20 protein-coding genes and 1 pseudogene are annotated in these 22,169 nt (G+C 52.1%); 16 read left to right on the forward strand and 5 right to left on the reverse strand.

Features of this window, described 5'->3' with window-relative positions:
- The first annotated feature begins 37 nt into the window (after positions 1–37).
- Together BA6348_RS07765 and BA6348_RS07770 are read left to right on the forward strand one after the other, a co-directional pair.
- Complete coding sequence (locus BA6348_RS07765) at positions 38–1,537, forward strand: leucyl aminopeptidase (protein WP_005836456.1); 1,500 nt, start codon at positions 38–40, stop codon at positions 1,535–1,537.
- A gap of 27 nt (positions 1,538–1,564) precedes the next feature.
- On the forward strand, positions 1,565–1,996 hold the full coding sequence (locus tag BA6348_RS07770) for a CoA-binding protein (protein ID WP_005836458.1): 432 nt from the start codon (positions 1,565–1,567) through the stop codon (positions 1,994–1,996).
- Between the two features lie 171 nt (positions 1,997–2,167).
- On the opposite strand, the gene BA6348_RS07775 is transcribed toward BA6348_RS07770, so the two are convergent.
- Positions 2,168–2,764, reverse strand: a complete 597-nt coding sequence (locus tag BA6348_RS07775; protein ID WP_005836460.1) for a sulfite oxidase-like oxidoreductase — start codon at positions 2,762–2,764, stop codon at positions 2,168–2,170.
- A gap of 303 nt (positions 2,765–3,067) precedes the next feature.
- Positions 3,068–3,208, reverse strand: a complete 141-nt coding sequence (locus BA6348_RS26555) for a hypothetical protein (protein WP_165328980.1) — start codon at positions 3,206–3,208, stop codon at positions 3,068–3,070.
- Between the two features lie 524 nt (positions 3,209–3,732).
- Between BA6348_RS26555 and BA6348_RS07780 the strand changes: the two genes are divergently transcribed.
- From BA6348_RS07780 to BA6348_RS07805, 4 genes and pseudogenes are all read left to right on the forward strand, one after another.
- Entirely contained in the window at positions 3,733–4,173 is a 441-nt protein-coding gene (locus tag BA6348_RS07780; protein WP_242507461.1) for a hypothetical protein, read from the forward strand.
- 122 nt (positions 4,174–4,295) lie between these two features.
- Entirely contained in the window at positions 4,296–5,441 is a 1,146-nt protein-coding gene (locus tag BA6348_RS07785) for an IS4 family transposase (protein WP_005837477.1), read from the forward strand.
- 701 nt (positions 5,442–6,142) lie between these two features.
- Positions 6,143–6,695: pseudogene (locus tag BA6348_RS27225) on the forward strand (IS3 family transposase); the annotation flags it as partial.
- Positions 6,696–6,957: 262 nt separating this feature from the next.
- Complete coding sequence (locus BA6348_RS07805; protein ID WP_007780521.1) at positions 6,958–7,422, forward strand: OsmC family protein; 465 nt, start codon at positions 6,958–6,960, stop codon at positions 7,420–7,422.
- Positions 7,423–7,755: 333 nt separating this feature from the next.
- Here BA6348_RS07805 and BA6348_RS07810 read toward each other — a convergent pair whose 3' ends face one another.
- Positions 7,756–9,096 carry an MFS transporter gene (locus BA6348_RS07810; protein ID WP_122953449.1) on the reverse strand — a complete coding sequence of 447 codons (1,341 nt, stop codon included), beginning with the start codon at positions 9,094–9,096 and terminating at the stop codon, positions 7,756–7,758.
- A gap of 122 nt (positions 9,097–9,218) precedes the next feature.
- Between BA6348_RS07810 and BA6348_RS07815 the strand changes: the two genes are divergently transcribed.
- Positions 9,219–9,725 carry a DUF1648 domain-containing protein gene (locus BA6348_RS07815; protein WP_005832623.1) on the forward strand — a complete coding sequence of 169 codons (507 nt, stop codon included), beginning with the start codon at positions 9,219–9,221 and terminating at the stop codon, positions 9,723–9,725.
- Between the two features lie 60 nt (positions 9,726–9,785).
- Here BA6348_RS07815 and BA6348_RS07820 read toward each other — a convergent pair whose 3' ends face one another.
- Positions 9,786–10,385, reverse strand: coding sequence for an undecaprenyl-diphosphatase (locus BA6348_RS07820; protein ID WP_005832622.1), 600 nt, complete (start codon positions 10,383–10,385; stop codon positions 9,786–9,788).
- A 562-nt stretch (positions 10,386–10,947) separates the two neighbouring features.
- Here BA6348_RS07820 and BA6348_RS07825 point away from each other — a divergent pair.
- The 9 genes from BA6348_RS07825 to BA6348_RS07865 all read left to right on the forward strand — a co-directional run bounded on the left by BA6348_RS07825 (position 10,948) and on the right by BA6348_RS07865 (position 20,847).
- Entirely contained in the window at positions 10,948–12,279 is a 1,332-nt protein-coding gene (locus BA6348_RS07825) for an ABC transporter substrate-binding protein (protein ID WP_122953450.1), read from the forward strand.
- A 30-nt stretch (positions 12,280–12,309) separates the two neighbouring features.
- Positions 12,310–13,266 (forward strand): carbohydrate ABC transporter permease, encoded by a 957-nt coding sequence (locus BA6348_RS07830; RefSeq protein WP_005832620.1) that lies wholly within the window; start codon positions 12,310–12,312, stop codon positions 13,264–13,266.
- A gap of 36 nt (positions 13,267–13,302) precedes the next feature.
- Entirely contained in the window at positions 13,303–14,130 is an 828-nt protein-coding gene (locus tag BA6348_RS07835) for a carbohydrate ABC transporter permease (RefSeq protein WP_005832618.1), read from the forward strand.
- A 23-nt stretch (positions 14,131–14,153) separates the two neighbouring features.
- Entirely contained in the window at positions 14,154–15,125 is a 972-nt protein-coding gene (locus BA6348_RS07840; RefSeq protein ID WP_007784521.1) for a GNAT family N-acetyltransferase, read from the forward strand.
- Positions 15,126–15,175: 50 nt separating this feature from the next.
- Positions 15,176–16,777 carry a glycoside hydrolase family 3 protein gene (locus tag BA6348_RS07845; protein ID WP_122953451.1) on the forward strand — a complete coding sequence of 534 codons (1,602 nt, stop codon included), beginning with the start codon at positions 15,176–15,178 and terminating at the stop codon, positions 16,775–16,777.
- Between the two features lie 42 nt (positions 16,778–16,819).
- The gene (murQ, locus tag BA6348_RS07850) at positions 16,820–17,728 is read left to right on the forward strand and encodes an N-acetylmuramic acid 6-phosphate etherase (RefSeq protein WP_122953452.1); all 909 of its coding nucleotides are present in this window, start codon (positions 16,820–16,822) and stop codon (positions 17,726–17,728) included.
- 389 nt (positions 17,729–18,117) lie between these two features.
- Positions 18,118–19,263 (forward strand): IS4 family transposase, encoded by a 1,146-nt coding sequence (locus BA6348_RS07855; protein WP_005837477.1) that lies wholly within the window; start codon positions 18,118–18,120, stop codon positions 19,261–19,263.
- A gap of 211 nt (positions 19,264–19,474) precedes the next feature.
- Positions 19,475–20,410: a cation diffusion facilitator family transporter gene (locus BA6348_RS07860; protein ID WP_025849111.1), complete on the forward strand. Its 936-nt coding sequence runs from the start codon at positions 19,475–19,477 to the stop codon at positions 20,408–20,410.
- A gap of 206 nt (positions 20,411–20,616) precedes the next feature.
- A complete protein-coding gene (locus BA6348_RS07865) occupies positions 20,617–20,847 on the forward strand; it encodes a DUF1450 domain-containing protein (protein ID WP_005832609.1) in 231 nt (76 codons plus the stop codon).
- 170 nt (positions 20,848–21,017) lie between these two features.
- Here BA6348_RS07865 and BA6348_RS07870 read toward each other — a convergent pair whose 3' ends face one another.
- Positions 21,018–21,971, reverse strand: coding sequence for an aminopeptidase (locus BA6348_RS07870; protein WP_005832608.1), 954 nt, complete (start codon positions 21,969–21,971; stop codon positions 21,018–21,020).
- Positions 21,972–22,169 lie beyond the last annotated feature (198 nt).

Consider the following 22,169-nt stretch of genomic DNA (forward strand, 5'->3'; position numbering starts at 1 on the left):
TAATTGTATCCTATCACAGCGAAAGAGGGAAGAGTATATGGAAGTAACCGTAGAAAAACGCTCGCAGCTCGTGAGCTACGCATGCGACGAGCTGGTCGTGCCGCTTTGGAAAGGGGAGCAGCTTTCCCAGGTGTACCCGGAGCTGGAAGCGGCTTTTGCCGGAAGCCTCAGCGGTTTGCAGCAAGAAGGAGAGATTACGGGCGAAGCAAAAGAGGTAACGGTGATCCATGGTTTGAACCGGATCGCCGCGAGAAAATTGCTCATCGTCGGCATGGGCGAGCCGGCCAAGTTTGACTTTGTCGCAGCGCGCAATGCGTGGGGACGGGCAGCAAAAACGGTCGCTTCCAAAGGCAAAGCGAAAATCGTCGCGATTGACCTGCCGACAACCGAGCACATGAGCGCGGAGCGTCTGTCCCAGGCCGTGACGGAAGCGTTCGGACTGGCTGAATACAACTACGAAGGCTACCGCCAAAAAGCGAAGCGGGAGTTTCCGCCGATCGCAACCGTGCGGATTCTGGCTGCCGATGACGCCGCAAGCGCCGTGCAGACAGGCGTGCTGCGCGGCAGTGCGCTCGTTTCCGGCACCAACCTGGCGCGCACGCTCGTGAACGAGCCTGCCAACTACTTGACGCCGCGCGCCTTGAAAGATGCGACAGTCGCCGTAGCGGAGCGCTACGGAATGACGGTGGAGGTGCTGGATAAAGCGAAGCTGGAAGAGCTGGGCATGGGCGGCGTCCTCAGCGTCGCAAAAGGCAGCGAGCTTGCGCCGTACGTGGTAGCGGTCAAATATCAGGGCAGAGAGACATGGGACGACGTCATCGGCTTGATCGGCAAAGGCGTGACATTCGATACAGGCGGCATCTCCATCAAGCCGGTAGCGGGCATGGAAGACATGAAGTCGGATATGGGCGGCGCGGCTGCGATGATCGGCGCACTGGAAGCGCTGGGCCAAATGAAGCCGAAGGTCAACGTGCTCGCCGTCATCGGAACGGTGGAAAACATGCCATCCGGCACGGCATTCCGCCCTGGCGACGTGATTACGACCATGAGCGGAAAAACGGTCGAGATCATCACGACAGATGCGGAAGGCCGCCTCGTTTTGGCTGACTGCATCACGTATGCAAAAGAGCAGGGCGTGTCGTGCATCGTCGACGCCGCTACGCTGACAGGCGGCATCGTCGTCGCTCTCGGACATTACTGCTCCGGGGCAATGACGAACAACCAGGCGCTCATGAACGAGCTGCTTGGCGCAGCAGACACCGCTGGCGAGCGTCTGTGGCAGTTGCCTATGTTTGAAGAGTACCGCAGCCTGAACAAGAGCCGTTTTGCCGACCTGAAAAACTCGGGCGGGCGCTATGGTCACGGCATCATCGGCGGCGTGTTCCTGCAGGAATTCGTCGGCGATACGCCATGGGTGCATCTGGACATCGCCGGTACGGCGTACACCGCTACAGCAGGCGATATGCAGCCCGCTGGCGGCACAGGCGTCATGACCCGCACGATTGCCGAGTTTGTCGCAGGCCGCAGCCAATCCTAAACCGAAAAAGAGAAGGAGTGTTTTGACATGAGCCAAAATCCTAGCAACGAAACCCGTCGTCAACTGCTTGAGGAAGCGAAGACTATCGCCGTGGTAGGACTGTCCAACAAACCGGACCGCACCAGCTACATGGTGGCGCAGGCCATGCAAAATGCCGGCTACCGCATCATCCCGGTCAACCCTGTCATCGCCGGAGAAACCGTTCTGGGCGAAAAAGCCGTCGCCAGCCTGCAAGAGCTGGATCAGCAGGTGGACATCGTGAACGTGTTCCGCAAAAGCGAGGACATTTTGCCTGTCGCCCAGGATGCGCTGAAAATGAAGCACAAGCCAAAGGTGTTCTGGATGCAGCAAGGAATCGCCAACGAAGAGGCGGCGAGCCTTGTCCGCGCGGAAGACATCGAGGTTGTGCAAGATTTGTGCATCAAGGTAGACCACGCGCTGCTGCGTGTGGGGAAATAAGTGTTAGTGGTGGAGTTGTGGAGCTTTGGAAAGGACCCTCGCTGTTTGGCGGGGGTTTTTTTGTTGGCGGCACTTGCAAAAAAGCAGCAACTCGTCTCGGTAGCTGCGTACGATGTGAATGAAACTCATCGAAAAAATAAAGAGGCGGTCTCCCGCCCCTGTAAACCTCAATCAATCCCATGCGAACCTTTGTTCTTTCCAAGGATCACCATACATATGGTATCCATTTTTCTCCCAAAAACCTTGCTTGTCCTTCTCCAAAAACTCGACACCGCGCACCCACTTTGCGCTTTTCCAGAAGTAGAGGTGCGGGAGGACGAAACGCAGCGGCCAGCCGTGTTCAGGTGTCAGGTCCTCGCCATTGTGCTTGGTGGCGAACAGATTGCCGGCTTTCATGAAGTCGGCCAGCGGCATGTTCACCGTCCAGCCGTGCTCGGCGTGCAGCATGACATACTTCGCTTCCGGCTTGACTCTTACCAGCTTCAGCACTTCTTCCACCGGGATGCCTTCCCATTTGTTGTCCAGCTTGCTCCAACCCGTCACGCAATGAATGTCGTTCGTGACTTCGCTTTTTGGCAGAGCCATCATTTGCTCATAGGTGAGCGTGACTTCTTCCTCGACGAGTCCGAACAGGCGGAAGCTCCACTCGGTAGCGAGGTCCGTATATTCGGGAACCTCTCCATAGTGCAATACCGGAAAGCCTGTCGTCTGCTTTTGGTTAGGGGGAATGCGGTCGCGCTTTGTATCTGTCGGTTGGTTGATAAACATAGCTCCACTCCTCGCTGTTCATATCCGCTTGTCCTTCTTTTCTTATCATATCCAGCAAAAGCAATCGCGTGCAAGAAAAACAGCGGCGGAAGTGCAGTTGCAGTCTCTGCTATTGTCGTACGCGAACGCCAGAAGCGATACGAGCCGACGGGGTCACGCTGGAGACGACGTCTCTGCTTATTGTCATATACACGAAACGCCAGGGGTGGCGGCGAGCTCATCCGTTTTTGTCTCACTTGTTATTTTTTTCGAAATAAACCCAAAGATAATAGGTTGCCCAAAAAAGGAGTATGACAAGCAGGGTCAGCGGCTTTTGCCTTGGCGGTAAACTGTGCTTTCCATAATCATCGGGTAGCTCCATTGCTCCTCTACCCGCAGCCGTACAGCTTCCCTCTTTGTTCCTTCGTCATACCGCTGCTGCTTTTGCCCTTTATGTGGTGGCATAAAAAATCCCCTCCGGTCAACAGTGTTCCTCTCATGATACCATGAGGGCTTTTCTCGCTGTCTACCGTAAGGGGATAATACCAAATGCGAGGACCTTTTTTGTATGCTTGCGTAAGCAGAAGCGAATTAATGCGAAGGAATAGCAGAGACGGAGCTTGAGAACCCGAAAATATTCAGGAAAAAATCCCCAGAACTTTTTTGTATGCCAAAACGTCATAACAGGTGAATATAATAAACGTCGTGAGCCGATAGTGCTCAAACGATTATCAAAGGATGTTTCGCTATCGGTGTTCCATGGGCCAGAAAGGGAACTGTTGGGATAACGCTCCAATGGAGAGCTTTTGGGCAAAGCCAAGCAATAATGGCTTAATGGTAAGCTTTTCAAAATACGCAAATGAAGTGCGTACGGGAGTGTTTTGACATATTGAATCCTGCTATCACCGCAAAAAATGATACGCAGTAAAGAGCCATATGATGTCTGAAGAGATTGTGACACAATCAAAAAATAAACAGGAGTGTGAAATATGAAAAAAATATTATTGGTTTGTATCATGATAATGTCGATGCTAGCATCGGCTTGTGGAAATGTTGAAATGACATCAAATCCAAATACTTCTAATGAGCCTAAACCTGAAACGGATGAGTCTATTATTCCAAAAAATACCACTGAATATTGTACTGTAGAACGTATAAATTTGGATAGTGAAACTGAAAAATATTTCTATGGAACGTGGAAAGTTGAGAAGCTTTTAGGATTTGCAAATTCATGGAATGATGCTTCTGAATATCCAACAGGGCAAAAATTTATTGGAGATGAAATTATAATCAAAAAAGACTTTTTTTCATCAAAAGGACTTAAAAACTATAAGAAATATCAATATGAACTAAAAAATCCATTATATGAGATTACAGCGACATGCTATAACTCTCTCTCTTTTTATAGATTATCACTAGCGTTGCATTAATCTTTTCATACCATTCAAAATCATCATAACTTTCAGCGTTCAAGTGTTCTCAGGCATAAAAAAATCCTTTACACTGGAAAGGTCAGGTAGTTCCTGTCCAAATCCAACGCAAAGGATAGACCATGGACAAGAATACCCTATTTTCTTCATTTGGTAAATACATTTCACCCATTAATATTGTGAAATTTCAACAACGGATAGACGAAACGGATCAGGACAAGTACGTGAAAAAGTTAACGACCAAAGCATATCTACTCCTGTTTTTGCATGCTCAACTTCAGCAACGAGAAGGACTCCGAGCCATTGCAGATGATGTTTTATCAAAGAAATTCCAGCGAGAGTTAGGACTGTCGTCGATTAGTCCCGCTCAGCTTAGTCGCAAAAACAATCGAGTAGATCCAGCTTTGCTTGAAGAAATATTTGTTGACCTTGTAGGGCAAATTCAGAGACACTCGGGCAACACGTATTCCCTTCGAAAAGACATGAAAATCATTGATTCTACAACGATTGGGCTGTGTTTGCAGAAGTACAAATGGGCAACTTTCCGTAAAACCAAGGCTGGCATCAAACTTCATCTTCGTCTCGTCTTTGCCGACCAGGGGGATGTGTATCCTGAAAAAATAACCATCACGGGTGCCAAGTCCAATGACCGCACTCAAATGGAATCGTTGATTGATGAGATCGGTATGATGTACGTCTTTGATCGAGGGTATGTGGATTATGAAAAATTTGATGAATACACGGACAAAGGCATCTTTTTCGCTTCTCGTCTAAAAGATAACGCCGAAATCCGTCATCTTTATGAATTCAAAATCCCCTTGGAAAGCTCCGTTTTATCGGATTCCATGATCCTTCTTGGAACGCCTCAAAAGCGGGTAGATAACGTGCTGCGACTCATTGAAACGCTTGATTCGAAGGGAAATCTCATTCGAATCATTACGAATCGGTTCGACCTGGAAGCAGAAGAACTCAGCGACATCTATCGTTGGCGTTGGCAAATTGAGCTGTTTTTCAAGTGGATAAAGCAGCATGTAAAGATCAAGAACTTCTATGGAACGAGTGAAAATGCGGTACGAAACCAAGTATTACTCGCACTCATTGCCTACTGCCTGTTGCTCCTTGTCAAACTGGAACAAAACAGTCAGCACAGCTTGTTGCAGATCAGGAGATGGCTAAAAGTGTTTCTTTGGCAAACGTTCGAACAATGGATAGGTAGAATGAATTACCAGTCCAAACGAACATCCAGAGGGCGACAGAAAAGGAATTAGGTATTGGTTGCTGTTATCACGATTGTAATAAATGTATAAAACTACCAAATGGACAGTGGCTACCTTTTGCTTGGTTGCTGCCGTTTTTGGTTGTGTAGCTGAAAATGTCATTCAGAATACTTTGACAAATTACGAACGCATTTTTTATGCAACGCTAGTGATAGATTATATAAAATAGATATCCCAGACTTAAACGAAAATGATGTAGTAAAAGCAGTAGGTATAAGTGACCCTTCTACAGAACTTAGAATACCTGCAGGTTTAAGTTTTTTGGTTGTTAATAACGATAGGCTTATCTTGTTATCAGAGGCAACTATTTTTGAGCTTAAAAAAATTACTGATTAAATGAATGAAGGTTATGGAACAAGTTCTGTGCTAATCGAATAGAAAATGCCTGTGAATTCATTTTTTAAACAAGAAAGGTCAGCCTAAAGGCTGATCTTTCTTGTTTATGTCGTAAAACGATTAAACTATAGTGTATATACTGGATATTTGTGAGTATATGGCATGCCTTTACAAAATAAAGTTGCTTCTTGGATCGGTTACACTAAGTTGGACAGAAAAAATAAGGGCTTGTAGAATAAACCTATTAAACTAAGGAGCGGATCTCTACAAAGCCCAAACAACAACGACGTACGTTTGCATCCGAATTCAAAAAACAAATGGTGCAGCTCTATGAAAATGGGAAACCCAGAGCGGCGATTGTGGAGATTTTCCACAAAAACCGCAAAGCTTATGGTACTCGCAAACTCAAATTCAAGTTTCAAGAGCGCGGCTTGGTCGCTACCAGACGTCGAATTGGCCGAATCATGAAAGAGCAGGGGCTGGTCTCCACCTACACCATAGCTCAGTATAAGCCCAATAAAACGGCTTGCAATGAAGCGACGACGAAGAATGTCCTGGATCGTGAGTTTGAGCAAACGGAATCCAAACGCTTCGTCGTTAGTGATCTGACAGTGGTTTCATACGGATCGTGGCAGTGAGTTTAAAAATGAAAAGATGGATGAGCTTCTGGAGACCTTTGAAATCGGTCGATCTCTCAGCATGAAAGGCTGTCCTTATGACAACGCCGTGGCTGAAGCCACCTACAAAATCATGAAAACGGAGTTCATCAACCAGATGAGCTTCCAAAGCCTTCGTCATCTGGAATTGGAGCTATACGATTACGTCAACTGGTTTAACAAGCATCGGATTCACGGAACGCTGGCATACTTGACACCTGTTCAGTATCGCCAGACAGCCCTTAAAAAATAAAACCGGGTTACTAATCCTTTGCAGGGGAGAAGCAAGGAAAGACGTTCTTCTGGGATTGAATATATCTCGCTATAGCTCCTTGTAGTTAAAGAGAAAAAACGATGATCTTTGTTCGGTCGCACTACATATAGGCAGACCGGTCAAACGATAGTCGTTTTTTTGTTTTTTTTCAGCCCTTTCGCAATAATTCATATAATACAAATCGGAAAAGTGTGCTAAAATTCAAAATAACACACAAACGATCTGAAAGGGAGTGCTAAGCATGCCAGTAGAAACATTCAAAGCCACCGCCCATTTGCAGGAAGGAATGGTCGTCAAGGCGCGTTCCAGAAATTTTGAGGTCACTGTCGATGAGCCGAAAAGCCTTGGCGGAACGGATACCGCGATGAATCCTGTCGAGCTGGTGCTGTCCGCGTTGGGCGCGTGCCAGTCGATTGTGGCTCGCGTGTATGCGAAAAAGTTTGGGGTTCATCTCGACGATTTTTGGGTGGAGGTCGAAGGCGATCTGGATACGGATGGCTTCATGAACAAATCCGACGTGCGCCGTGGGTATTCTGAGATTCGCTACACCTTTCACATCAAGACCGATGCCGCCAAAGAGCAGGTGGAAGCCTTCATTCAGTTTTTGGAGCGGACATGCCCGGTGGGCGACACGATTGCCAATCCGGTCAACCTCAAGCTAAACGGAATTGTCATAGAAGACGTCTCCGGCAGCAAGCTCGGCTAACTTTCCGTGGCCCAGGAAAAAGAAAAGAGGCAGAACAAGCTCTGCCTCTTTTTCTGTGGGAAAAACTCAGTAAGCCACGGAAGAATAGGTTAGCTTGTAGAGGCCCCTGTAAATTTCGCGCTGCCCCCCCGAACGGATCTTCACAGCACAGTAAAACTGTTTCAAAAGGCTTTTCTCCCAGGTAATCCGCAATACTCGCGAATCGGCGTGAGCAACTTGCCGCCGTGCGCGACCGTTTTTTGCGCCAATTCCTCGACTCGACGTTCCGGTCTTGCACAGCGAGCAGCGAGGCGAAAAAAGCGGCGGTCAGTCGAGTGTTGACTGTGAACGGACTCACTGACGCAACGACTGCTCCGCTTGAACCTCCATCTGCCTCTGCTTCCGTCTCGACCAGATCAGCACTGGGACGAGCAGCAGGGAGAGGAAGCCGCCGCCAAGCGAGAGCGTCGCGTAGCTGGCGCCGGAGACGACCATGCCGGAAAGCGCTCCGCCCGATGCGCCAGCCAGGGCGATCAGGACGTCGACGGTTCCTTGGGTTTTGGCCCGGGTAGCGGGGTGGGTTGCGTCCACGATCAGGGCAGTACCGCTGATGAGGCCAAAATTCCAGCCCAGCCCCAGCAAGGCAAGGGCAACGATGAGCAGCGTCATGGAATCGGCCGGGGCAAGTGCAGCCAACAGGCCAGCCGCAAGCAAGGTGACACCGGAGGCAAAGGCCATGGCTGTGCGGCCGATTTTGTCCACGAGAACCCCGGTCAGCAGCGAGGGAAGGTACATGGCTCCGATGTGAATGCCGATCACGAGGCCGACCTCGCTCAAGCCGTGCCCGTGGTGCTTCATATGGATGGGCGTCATGGTCATGATCGCGACCATGACGATCTGGGTCAAAATCATGATGGTCGCGCCGACGATGATGCCGCGACTGTCGGCGGCAGGCAGGCTTCCCGGGATGTCCGCAGAGGCTTTCTGTTCCTCTGCTTGCGCTTCGGCAATGGCTTTGGCGACCTGCAGCGGGTCCGGGCGGAGCAGGAATAAAAAGACCAGCCCGGCACAGAGGAAAGCCGCAGCGCCCAAAATAAACGGCCCGGCCAGTGGCGGCACGCCAATCGAGCTGGCGAAGTGGCCCATCGTTTCCACCAGATTCGGTCCGGCTACAGCGCCGAAGGTCGTGGAGACGAGCGCGATGCTGACGGCGGTCGCGCGCTGCCGGGGCTGGGCCAAATCGGTTCCGGCGTAGCGGGCTTGCAGATTGGTGGCCGTTCCGGCGCCATATACGAGCAGCGAGGCAAACAGCAACCAGATATGCTGTGTCACCGCAGCGAGAATGACTCCGACTGCGCCGATGCCTCCTGCGAGGAACCCTGCTGCCAGCCCGAAGCGGCGGCCGAACCGTTGCGAGAGTCGGCCGACAAACAGCGCTGCCAAGGCGGAGCCAAGCGTGAGCAACGCGGCGGGAATGCCTGCGAGACTGTCTGTTCCGAGCATCTCCTGGGCGAGCAGAGCGCCGACGGTGACGCCTGCCGCAAGTCCCGCCCCTCCGAAAATTTGCGAGATGACGACGATGGCCAGCGTTCGTTTGTAAAGCTTTTGCTGCTTTTGGGGTGAATCGATGTAACATCGGAAGTGGGCTTGTTGATTTTGGCTGGCCAGCCAATTATGATTAGGTGGGTGTGACATGAAATCCCCTCTTTTTCACGGTTTGTTGGGTCGAATAGTTCGCAATAGGCTGAATGGGATGAATCTTATCTCCAAATTTTAGAAAAGTCAATCTGGATGGACGATCTGAAGGAGGGACAGGCATGGCCGATTGGTGGGGGCGTCCGAAGCTGAACATCGCAAAGACCAAAAGCGAATGGATCTGGGACATTTTGGGAGCGGTCTTTTACATCGGGGGAATCGTTTCTCTCCTGTTGCTGTGGGGCGATCTTCCTGACAAGGTGCCCGCTCATTTTAACGGAGCAGGAGAAGTGGATCGCTGGGGCTCGAAGTGGGAGCTGCTCATTTTGCCAGGGATTGGGGCATTGCTGTTTGGATTGATGCAGGCGCTGGAAAAGCATCCGGAAGTTTATAACTATCCGAAGCGGTTCAACGAAGCAAACGCGGAGCAGTTTTACTTGCAAAGCCGAAAAATCGTGAACCAGCTCAAAAATATATGCGTCATTGTGTTTTCTGTCATTTTGCTGGAAGCGATTTCGATTGCGATGGGCTGGGGAAGCTGGTTTGGCATGTGGTTTGTGCCTGTGGTGGTGGGCGGCATCGTGATCCAACTGGTTTATGGCCTGATTACGCTCGGCAAAATCCGCTAGCAAACGACAAAGCGAGCCCAAAGCACTTTGCAAAAACAGAGTGTTTTGGGCTCGCTTTTCTCAAAAGTCTTTGGAGCTAAGCCGGGCAGGCAAAACAGCCCGTTCGGCTTTTTCGTACAGAGCCAGCGCGCTGTGTACGAAGGATAGCCGCGGTACCACCATAAAAACGGTCAAGGCCGAGCCGATGCTGATTAAGGCACCGACGATGACGTCCGCCGGATAGTGCACGCCTACCCAGATGCGGGAAAGCCCTACGCATACTGCCAGCAGCATCCAAAGAATGCCTGCTTTTCTTTTGAACAGCCAGAAGCTCATGCAAAAGGAAAAAAACAAAATCGTATGGTCGCTGGGGAAGGAATTGTCCACCGCTTTTTGCACTAACTGATTCACATTCGCCAACTCGGCAAACGGCTGGTTGTTGGCGTGCAGGCTGCCTGCGATTTTTCCGAGCAGTTCCGCAAGCGCAAACGTGACCGCGGCGCAAACCACCATCACGCGATTGTGGTAGCTGCGCGTCAGCCAGTACAGAAGCACGCAGACGGCCAGGGCGTACACGGTGTACTCGGCAATGGCGTAAAACGCGGGATTGAGTGCCGGGTACTGCTTACCCAGGTCATTAATCAATCGGAAAGCATGAATATTCATCTCCATGGCGTCCACAAACAGTGATCCTCCTTTTTTATGACAATAGGAAAATCGTAAACAAAGGCGAGAAAAGAAGAAATCGAATTACCTTACACAAAATTACAGGATTGTAAGATAAGGCTTCAGGGCAGGAAACGAGGGCGATCAAGCGGTTCGTTTCCTGCTCTTTTTGCTGGCGAAAACAGGGCAGGCCGGGCCGAGCTGCGCGTTCGAGCCGCTTCGTCACAGGAAAAGAAACAGGGAGAAGAATGTCGAAATGTTTGTTTTGAAATTTTATTTTACGATTACGTTAATATCTTGATATTTTATTTCAAGAGTCTATAATACAGGTATGTAACGAATTGACAGTAAATTCTCGCAAATGAAGCGCGCTTCATACAGGATGAGGGGGGAGTTGTCGTTAGTGCGGGGCGATTGGCTGTCCACGGGCGAGTCGCTAACCAGCAACTGTAGCAACTGGCGGACGGATCGAGACGCCAATACGAAGCCTGGCTCGATCCGCTGCAGCGCGTAAGAGCAGGGCAGAGCAATCATTTTTTGTACAAGTATGCATCTTTTCGAAAATGGGAGGTTTTCCATGAAAAAAAGCAGGTTTCTAGCAGCAGCAGGAATCGCCAGTCTGGCAGCGGCGTTGCTCGTCGGCGGATGTAGCAGCCAATCTTCGACGCAGCAGGGGGACCAGGTGGAATTGTACATGGGTTACACCTCTGATCCGCCTACGAAGAAAAAGATGGAGGAAATTATCGCAAAATTCGAACAGTCGCACCCGCATATCAAAATCAAGACCGTGACGGCTCCTTACGAGGACTTTTACCAGAAGCTGACGACGCAGATTGCCGCAGGAAACGCGCCAGACATCTGGCAAAGCGACGGGACGAAAGTATTCGGCTTTGCGCAGCGCGGGGCGATTCGCGATATAACCGATTACGTCACGAAGGAAGTCAACAAGGACGAGGTGCTCGGCGTGGAGTTCAACAAGGACGCCTCGGGGAAATACTGGGGCGTGCCGCAGGGCATTCAGGTAGGGGCGCTTTTCTACAACAAGGATTTGTTTGACCAGGCCGGAGTCGCGTATCCGACGGCAGACTGGACGTGGGATGACCTGAAGGCGGCGGCCGCCAAGCTGACGCTCGATGCTAACGGGAAAAATGCGGACGACCCCGCCTTTGACAAAAATGCGGTGAAGCAGTACGGCTTTACGTTTTTCGGCAGCTCCCGCGGGGCGTTTAACATCATGAAAGCGTACGGCGGCGGCGTGCTCGATCCGACGATGACACAGTCGATCGTCAATTCTCCGGAAAACAAAAAAGCGGTGGAGTGGATGGCGGACGGCATGAAGCGCAAGCTGTTCCCGAACCCGGCCGAATTGAAGGCGTTCCAGAGCAACTTCAAAGTGTTTTTGAGCGGAGCGACCGCAATGCAGATCGACATTTACGCGGCTACGACCTCGATGAACGGAGCCGGCTTGAACTACGATGTGGCGCCGCTGCCCAAAGGTCCGGATGGCAAACGGTTCGCGCCAGTCATCGCCAACTCGTGGGTCATCAACAAGAAAGCCGAGGAGCAAAAAGTAAAAGCGGCCCAGGAATGGATTACGTACTGGACGACCTCGGACGAGGCGCAAAAACAATGGGCAGAGGTAGGGGAAGCGATTCCGGTGAAAAAATCGGTGGCGAACTCCGAGATGTTTCTGAACCCGAGCATCAAGCCGGACAACAAGCAAGTTTTCCTCGACAGCCTGGAGTTCGCGGGCACGATCGACACTAACGCCGTTTTCGCGGAATGGTTGAAGGTCGTCACGGACAATCTGGCCGAGCTGTTTATGGACAAGATGAGCGTGGACGACTACATCACCAAGACAGACGAGGGCGTGCAAAAAGTTCTGGATGAGTTTTTCAAGAAGCAGTAGCAAACCATCAGGGAGGAAGTGTAGCCAACGATGTTGGAGCTACCAAACAAGCTACAGGCACAGCCTGATGTGAAAACGAAGCAGAAACGAAACTGGCTGGACAGCGAGGGGAGATGGGGGCTGCTGCTCGTCTCCCCCTACCTGGTCCACTTTCTCGTGTTTGTCCTGGGGACTTCGCTTGCCTCGCTCTACTTCAGCTTTTCCGACTACGATATTTTGAATCCGCCGAAGTGGACCGGGCTGGATAACTACGAAAAGCTGTTCGCCGACCCGCTGTTTTACCAGGCGCTGTGGAACACGGTCTACTTCACGCTGTTGTACGTTCCGGCCAAGACGTTTCTGGCGCTTTTGCTGGCAGTCGCGCTGAACCAGAAGCTGAAAGGGCTGAAGCTGTTTCGGATGGCGCACTTTTTGCCCGTGATCTCGTCGTGGACGGTGATCGCGTATGTGGCGGATGCGGTGTTCAACCAGCGGATCGGCTTTGCCAATGCCATCCTCGCCAAATTCGGCATCGCGCCGCAAAACTGGCTGATTGACGAAGTGTGGGTCATCCCGGTGCTCGTGCTCATCGCGATCTGGAAGTCGGTCGGCTACATGATGATTATTTTTTTGGCCGGGCTGCAAGGGATTTCCCATGACATGTACGAGGCAGCGTCGATTGACGGCGCGAACGCCTGGCAAAAATTTTGGCAGGTCACCGTTCCGATGATTTCCGGCACGACGTTTCTCGTCATCATTTTGAACACGATCTACTCGTTTCAAAATTTCGAGCAAATTTTCGTCATGACGGGCGGCTCCACCGAGGCCGGGTCTACGGGCGGCGCGAACAACGCGAGTCTCGTCCTGATGCTGCTCATGTTCCGGCAAGGCTTCAGCTTTTACAAGATGGGCTACGCCTCTGCGATCGCCTGGGTGCTGTTCCTCATTTTGCTGGCGATTACTTTGCTGCAATTCAAGCTGCAAAAGAAATGGGTTCACTATGATTAATTTACGATGGCGTGCGCGGAGGAAAAGGAGGTAGCCATGCAAAAGCGTTTTCCTCTCCATAAAGTTCTGGGATACTTGTTTGTTCTCGTCAGCACCTTGATTATGGTCGTGCCGTTTTTGACGACGGTGTTCAACTCGTTGAAAACGTACAAGCAGTACATGCAATTTCCGCCGGAATGGGTGCCCGATCCTGTGAAGTGGAGCAACTACCCGCAAGTGTGGGAGCAGGCGAACTTCAGCAGCTACACGGTCAACAGCGTGATCGTCGCGGTACTGTCCGTAGTCGGCACGCTACTCTCCAGCTCGATGATCGCCTTTGCCTTTGCCCGGCTGCGCTTTCCGTTTCGCGATACGCTGTTCATGATCGTGCTCGGGACGATGATGATTCCCGGAATCGTGACGATCATCCCGCAGTTTATCATTTTCAAAAACTTAGGGATGCTCGACTCGCTGACGCCGCTGTGGATTTTGGAGTGGCTGGGCCAGCCGTTTGCCATTTTCCTGATGAGGCAGGCTTTCCTGAGCATCCCTAAGGATTATGAGGAAGCGGCCAAGCTGGACGGCTGCAATCCGTTCCAAATATACTGGCGCGTGTTTTTGCCGATGTGCAAGCCGGCGCTCGCGACACTCGCGGTTTTTACGTTTATGGGCAAATGGAACGAAATTCTCGCGCCTGTCATCTATCTCATCTCCGAGGAGCATTTTACGCTGCCGATCGGGATTTTGTCGCTGCGCGGACAGTACAAAACCGACGACCAACTGCTGGTGGCGGGGGCGTTAATCAGCCTGATTCCGATTTTGCTCGTGTTTTTGTTTGCGGAAAAATACTTTGTCGAAGGCTCCAAAACTTCCGGGTTGAAGTAGGGCATTAGGAGGCGGATGAACGCATGTTTTACGTACCATTGGACGCGCTGTACCTGGATGCGCTGTGCGAGCTGTGGAACCGGGAGCTGGGAGAGCGCTTCCCGATGCGTCCCGAGCTGCTCCGCCAGAACAGCCTGGAAGATCGCAATGTGCTGCAGGCAGGCTCCTGGATTGCCATGGATGCGGTTGCGCGGCGTCCCGTAGGATTTGTCGTGGCAAAATGCTGGCAGGAACAGCTCGATGTGCAACTGGGAAAAGGCGTCGGCTGGATTCAGGTGTTGCTCGTGGACCGCAACGATCGCGGCCAAGGAATCGGAAGCGAGCTGCTGGCGCGAGCAGAGCGGGCTTTGCGGCAGCGCGGCGTGCAAAAAATATGGCTCGGCCGCGACCCGTATCATTATTTCCCGGGGATTCCCGTTGAGTCGCCAGAGGTTTCAGCCTGGTTTGCCGCGCGTGGGTACCGCTTGTTGGAGCCGTTGGAAAACGATTTGCTTTGCCGCTATTCCGATCAGGACGATCAGAAATCCGTTCCATTGCCGCAAGTCGCGGACGGGCGCTTCCGCTTGCTTGCGGCGGACGACAAAGACGCGTTCTTGTCCTTTTTGCATCGCTGCTTTCCCGGGCGCTGGGAGTACGAGGCGATTCACTATTTTCAGCGCGGCGGGACTGGGCGCGAGTTCGTCGTGTTGGAGCGGCAGGGGGAAATCGTCGGCTTTTGCCGGATCAATGACGCGAAGTCGCCGTTTATTGCGCAAAACGTCTACTGGGCACCGCTTTTTGCGCGGGAGCTGGGCGGGATCGGACCGCTTGGCATCGACCCGGCGCACAGGGGAAGCGGCCTGGGATTGGCGCTCGTGCAGGCGGGGATTGCCATGCTGCGGCAGCGCGGGATTCAGCAGATCGTGATTGACTGGACGGCGCTCGTCGACTTTTACGCCAAGCTCGGCTATTCAAGCTGGAAGCAGTACGCCAAGTACAGCAAGGAGCTTGTCTAATCATTCGCGTCATTCGCGGCTGCGAGCGTGCGAAAAAAAGGAGGTTCTCCATGCGTGCAAAGCAGATGAGTGTGGAGCAAAAAGTCGGGCAACTGCTCATGATCGGTTACCCGACGCTGGAAGTACCCGGTGAGATGGAGACGTGGATTCGCGAGCGGCAGATTGGCAACGTGATTTTGTTCAGCCGCAACATCGGTTCAGTCGCAGAGACGTTTCGGCGCGTGCGCACGTTGCAACGCTGGGCGAAGGAAGCCGGACAGCCGCATCCGCTGTTGGTCGGAACCGATCAGGAAAACGGCGTCGTGGCGAGGCTAATGCGCGGTGCTACCCGGTTTCCCGGAGCGATGGCGCTCGGTGCGACGGGAAGCCCGGAGTGGGCCGGACGGGTTTATGCGGCGACTGGAGAGGAACTGCGGGCCGCGGGCATTACCGTTAATTTTGCCCCTGTCGTCGACGTGAACAACAATCCGGCCAATCCGGTGATCGGAGTGCGCTCGTTCGGCGCGGAGCCGGAAGCGGTCGGGCGTTTTGGCGAGAGCGCCGTGCAAGGGCTGCTTGCAAGCGGCGTCGTTGCTGCGATCAAGCATTTTCCCGGCCACGGCGACACGAGCACAGACTCGCACGAAGCGATTCCGGTGCTGCGGCACGACTGGCAGCGGCTCTCGCAGGTGGAGCTGGTTCCGTTTCGCCGCTGTATCGCGGCAAAAGCCCCGATGGTGATGATCGGACATGTCAGCCTGTCGACCGTCGACGAAAGCGGTGCGCCTGCCTCGATCTCGCGGCGGCTGGTGACGGACGTTTTGCGCGGGCAGCTCGGCTTTCAGGGCGTTGCGATTACCGATTGTCTGGAAATGGCCGCGATCGCCAACTCCACAGGCGTGCCGGAAGCAGCGGTGCAGGCGATACAGGCGGGCGTGGACATGGTGCTCGTCTCGCATACGCCCGAGGTGCAGCAAAAGACGTATGATCGTCTGGCCGAAGCGATCCGCAGCGGTGAAATTCCCGACTCCCGGGTGCAGGAGGCTGTCGAGCGCATCACGGAACTGAAGCAGCGCTATCTTTCCTGGGAGCAGTGTCTGGCGGCGACAGGTCCCGGTTTTGACCGGACGGCTCACGAGCGGCTGGCCAAAGAAGCGCTCGCGCAGGCTGTGACCTTGGTGAAAAACGACCAGGGGCTTGTCCCTTTGCCGGAGCAGGCGGGGGCGCTTGGCGTGATTTTGCCGGGAGTGGGCCGGTTGACGCAGGCAGAGGATCAGCAGGCGGGCGCGGAGCTTTTGGTAGCGCCGCTGCAAGCGCACAGACAGGTGCATGCCCACTTTCTGTCCGCACTCCAACCTGCGCAGGCGGAGATCGAGCAGGCTGTCGCTGCCGTGGCGCCCTGCGATACGGTGATCGTTTTTACGTACAACGCCCATCTTTACAGCGGTCAGGCGCAACTGGTGCAGCAACTGTCCACGCGAGGCAAAAAGGTGGTGGCAGTGGCGCTCAGAAACCCGTACGACCTGACCGCTTTTCCGGAGGTGGACGCTTTTCTTGCGGTGTACGACCAGAGTGAACGGGCGCTGGGAGTCGTTGCGGACGTTTTGTTCGGCAAGCAAAAGGCAGTCGGTCGCTTGCCTGTCAGTATGTGGAAGCAACAGGGGCACTTTTGATGAAGAAAACGGACGAACTGGAGACTGACGGGGAGGTAGCGGATGAGAAATCAACTGAGCGGTTTGACGACCGAGACGAAAAACAAGCAATCGGAAGACCTGGACTTGCTCTCGACACTCGACATCATCAGGCTCATGAACGAGGAGGACAAAAAAGTCGCCTATTGCGTGGAAAAGGAGCTGCCTGCGATTGCCCGGGCGGTGGACATGATTGCCGAATGCTTGCAAAACGGCGGCAGGCTGTTTTATTTTGGCGCAGGCACCAGCGGCCGCTTAGGACTGCTGGATGCGGCGGAGTGCCCGCCGACCTTTGGCACAGACCCTTCCCTCGTGCAAGGCGTGATCGCCGGGGGAGTGGAAGCGCTCGTCAAAGCGATTGAAGGAGCGGAAGACCTCGCGCATTTGGGCCAGGAGGATGTCTTGGCGCACGGAGTCAGGGCCGGTGACGCTGTAGTGGGAATTGCGGCGAGCGGGCGCACGCCTTATGTAAAAGGCGCACTGGCAGAGGCGAGTCGGCTCAAGGCGAAAATTGTGTCGCTGTCGTGCAATCCGACGGCTGAGATCAATGAAGGCGTGGACGTCTCCATCAACGTCGTGGTCGGCCCGGAAGTCGTCACAGGCTCGACCCGGCTGAAAGCGGCGACGGCGCAGAAGATGGTGCTCAACATGATTACGACCGCATGCATGGTTCGCTTGGGCAAGGTGTACAAAAATTTGATGGTCAACGTGCAGGTGACGAACGAAAAGCTGAAGGAGCGGGCCAAGCAGATCGTCGCGGAAGCGGCCGACGTCTCGCTGGAGGAAGCCGATGAGCTGTTGAACAGGGCGCAAGGCGACGCCAGGCTTGCGATTGTGATGAAAAAAACGGCGCTGTCGCAGGCGGAGTCGCTTCGGTTGCTGGAGCAGCACAAAGGGAATATTCGGCGCATTGTCGAGGGGTATGTCTCGTAGCTTGAGGTGTGTCAAAACAGGCTGCCAGTAAATCGCGCAAAGCAAACAGCCTTTTCCAGAGGGGGAGAAGGCTGTTTGCTTTGCGTTGGCAACAGGAGCCGGGCCAAAATGCTGAACGAAACCGCGTTTTCCCCGCGTCTCTCCGTGAGAAACGACTGGGCTGGGAATGAAAATCAGTAGTATGATCCATAAAATGTTCATTTGAATAAGTGGCAAAAACACCCTATAATTAAATTAATTATTAGATTGTCACTAGCGTTGCATTAATCTTTTCATACCATTCAAAATCATCATAACTTTCAGCGTTCAAGTGTTCTCAGGCATAAAAAAATCCTTTACACTGGAAAGGTCAGGTAGTTCCTGTCCAAATCCAACGCAAAGGATAGACCATGGACAAGAATACCCTATTTTCTTCATTTGGTAAATACATTTCACCCATTAATATTGTGAAATTTCAACAACGGATAGACGAAACGGATCAGGACAAGTACGTGAAAAAGTTAACGACCAAAGCATATCTACTCCTGTTTTTGCATGCTCAACTTCAGCAACGAGAAGGACTCCGAGCCATTGCAGATGATGTTTTATCAAAGAAATTCCAGCGAGAGTTAGGACTGTCGTCGATTAGTCCCGCTCAGCTTAGTCGCAAAAACAATCGAGTAGATCCAGCTTTGCTTGAAGAAATATTTGTTGACCTTGTAGGGCAAATTCAGAGACACTCGGGCAACACGTATTCCCTTCGAAAAGACATGAAAATCATTGATTCTACAACGATTGGGCTGTGTTTGCAGAAGTACAAATGGGCAACTTTCCGTAAAACCAAGGCTGGCATCAAACTTCATCTTCGTCTCGTCTTTGCCGACCAGGGGGATGTGTATCCTGAAAAAATAACCATCACGGGTGCCAAGTCCAATGACCGCACTCAAATGGAATCGTTGATTGATGAGATCGGTATGATGTACGTCTTTGATCGAGGGTATGTGGATTATGAAAAATTTGATGAATACACGGACAAAGGCATCTTTTTCGCTTCTCGTCTAAAAGATAACGCCGAAATCCGTCATCTTTATGAATTCAAAATCCCCTTGGAAAGCTCCGTTTTATCGGATTCCATGATCCTTCTTGGAACGCCTCAAAAGCGGGTAGATAACGTGCTGCGACTCATTGAAACGCTTGATTCGAAGGGAAATCTCATTCGAATCATTACGAATCGGTTCGACCTGGAAGCAGAAGAACTCAGCGACATCTATCGTTGGCGTTGGCAAATTGAGCTGTTTTTCAAGTGGATAAAGCAGCATGTAAAGATCAAGAACTTCTATGGAACGAGTGAAAATGCGGTACGAAACCAAGTATTACTCGCACTCATTGCCTACTGCCTGTTGCTCCTTGTCAAACTGGAACAAAACAGTCAGCACAGCTTGTTGCAGATCAGGAGATGGCTAAAAGTGTTTCTTTGGCAAACGTTCGAACAATGGATAGGTAGAATGAATTACCAGTCCAAACGAACATCCAGAGGGCGACAGAAAAGGAATTAGGTATTGGTTGCTGTTATCACGATTGTAATAAATGTATAAAACTACCAAATGGACAGTGGCTACCTTTTGCTTGGTTGCTGCCGTTTTTGGTTGTGTAGCTGAAAATGTCATTCAGAATACTTTGACAAATTACGAACGCATTTTTTATGCAACGCTAGTGTTAGATTGTAATTTTTCTATTTTGATAGTGGGGGTGGCTCTTATGAAACACGTGAAGTACGCTGATTATCATCATCTCGATCACGTGAAGGAACAGCAAAAATCGAAGAAAACGTTGTGGATTACACTGATCCTGACTTTGTTTTTTACTATCGTGGAAATCGTCGGCGGCCTGTTGTCCAACTCGCTGGCGCTTCTGTCCGACTCGGCGCACATGATCTCGGACGTCATCGCGCTCGGTTTGAGCATGACCGCGATTTACATGGCGACGCGCAAGCCGACCAAAAAGTACACGTTTGGCTTTTTGCGCTTTGAAATCATCGCTTCGTTTTTGAACGGCCTGGCGCTTGCCGTAATTGCAATCGGCATCGCGATTGAAGGGATTAACCGGATGATTCACCCGCAAGACGTCGACTTGCAACTGATGCTGACGATCGCGTCCATCGGGCTGATCGTGAACATCGTGCTGACGATCGTGCTGTCCAGAAGCACCAAGGAAGAAGACAACCTGAATGTGAAAAGCGCCCTGTGGCACTTCATCGGCGACCTGCTCAGCTCTGTGGGCGTCATCGCTTCTGCCATTCTCATTTACTTCACAGGCTACTACCTCTTCGACCCGCTGATTAGCATGGTGATCGGAGGAATCATCTTTATGGGCGGCTTCAAAATCATCCGCGAATCGCTGGCCGTCCTGATGGAATCCGTGCCGGAGCAGTTTGATCTCGACCAAATCCGGGCAGACCTCGCCAGTGTGGAAGGCGTCTATGACGTGCACGAGCTGCACCTGTGGGCGGTATCGACAGAGCACTACTCGCTGACGGCACACGTGTTTGTGCGCGAGGATATTCAGCCGTACTGTGTGATCCTCGGCATCAATCATCTGCTGAAAACGAAGTACGGCATCGAGCATTCGACGATCCAGATTGAGCATCCGATGATTCTCGATCACGGAGAGTACGGCAAACAGTTTTTGCTGCAAGAGGCGTAAAGGGCTGCTTGAGCTGTACGCACGCGACTATAACCAAAAAAGGCCGAGCGGTTCCAGACGCCCAAGTTCTGGCAGCCTGCCCGGCCTTTTCGGCTTCCTCGCCGCTTTAAAGCGTTTGCGGTTTTATGCGTGTTCTTGCTGTTAATTCTGAATTGACTGTAAAATTCAGGTAGAAGCGCAATGCCATTTATTGATGGGGGAAGACGATGGTGCATACAATCAAATTTTGCCCGTGCAATCTCCAAGGCAGTCTGGAGTGGGTGAGAAACGAGGTCAGGAAATTTCCCGATGTGCAGTTGATCGACGAGCGGTGTGTCAACTATTGCGGCCAATGTCTGGAAAAGCCGTTTGCGCTGTACAACGGCAAAAATATCGTGGGCAGCGACGGGCAAGAACTGCTCGAGCGGCTGGTGGAAAAGCTCTCGGCAGCGAATTAGCGCAAGGCAAAAGCAAGAGCAACAGTAAGAGCAAGAGCGCAGCGCCCGGGTGGCTTGGTGCCCACTGTCCCCTGTCCACAGTCCGCTGTTTTGGCGCGGGCCTGGGGCATGAATAAAAGCAGGAGCGAGTGTATTCGCTTCTGCTTTTTCGTTTTCACGCCTGTCGCTCGCTATTGTGCCGCAAACAGAAAGCGTCCTTTTTCCTGCAAGGGCACTCCGTCGATGTACACATCCGGTTCGTTTACGATTAAATCAATGTGCACGCCCGCCTGAATCGTTCCCCCAAAAGTAGCGTTGCTGCCAAACGCAACGTGGATCGTCCCGAACGCTTTTTCATCTTCCAGTACAACTCCGATAATTCTCGCCTTGTGATTGGTTCCGATCCCAAATTCTGCAAGCATCCGTCCGTCGCCATCCCCGAGCGTGGAGAGCAGGCGGGCAGCCATCGGCCCCTCTGCGTCGACGAGTCTCCCGTCCTTGACGGTGAGCAGCAACGGCGCGTCAATTTTGCCGATTCCGCCGATGGAGCCGTCGACCAAAATCTGGCCGTTCGCCGAACCTTCCACGGGGGCGATGTACGCCTCGCCCGACGGCAGGTTGCCCGACTGGCCCGCTTCCAAATACATCCCAGTGCTGGGAACGCCGTTTCTCGTCTCGATGGAAAATTCGAGCGTGTACCCGCCCTTTTCGATCCGTACCTGTTTGCCTTTGGTCAGGATGTCCGTGACGGTTTCCGTCAGCCGCTTGACCTCCTGATAGTCGGCGGAAATGGCGCCAGCGGTGAACATATCTTCGGTAATGCCGGGCATGGTCGCGACGCGCGTCCCGTTGGCGGCGGCATTTTTGCGCGCCTGCGTATGCGTCAGCGAATACTTCGTGATGCACACGGCGACGTCTGCTTGCTTCATCGCTTCTGCAATCGTCTGCGGCGGCTCCTGGCCTGATTTTTCACGCTCCTGCATGACGAGCAGCATCGTTTCGGCTCCGAGCAGCTTTCCCGCTGCGTAGAGGGCTTCCGCCAAAGGGCGCTTGTCTTCATCCGTGACAATGACCAGCTCTTCTGTTTCTTTTACCCCTAAACAAGTTGCCAGCAAATTGCGGCTAATTTCCACAAGTTGGTTCATCGGTTAGACACTCCTGATTTTTTAGTAGGTGCGAATCTTGAAGAGATTGTACTGAAAGCGAACGCTGTGAATCAAGTCTTAACTTTTTTTGTTTTTCGACTATTTACACTAAAAAAGCCATTTGCTATAATCCAAACGTAACACATAGTGAATATGTGTTTCGTTATTTGATACAAAAACATTAACTGGGGGAATCGT

It is taken from the genome of Brevibacillus agri, assembly GCF_004117055.1.
GTDB lineage: Bacteria > Bacillota > Bacilli > Brevibacillales > Brevibacillaceae > Brevibacillus > Brevibacillus agri.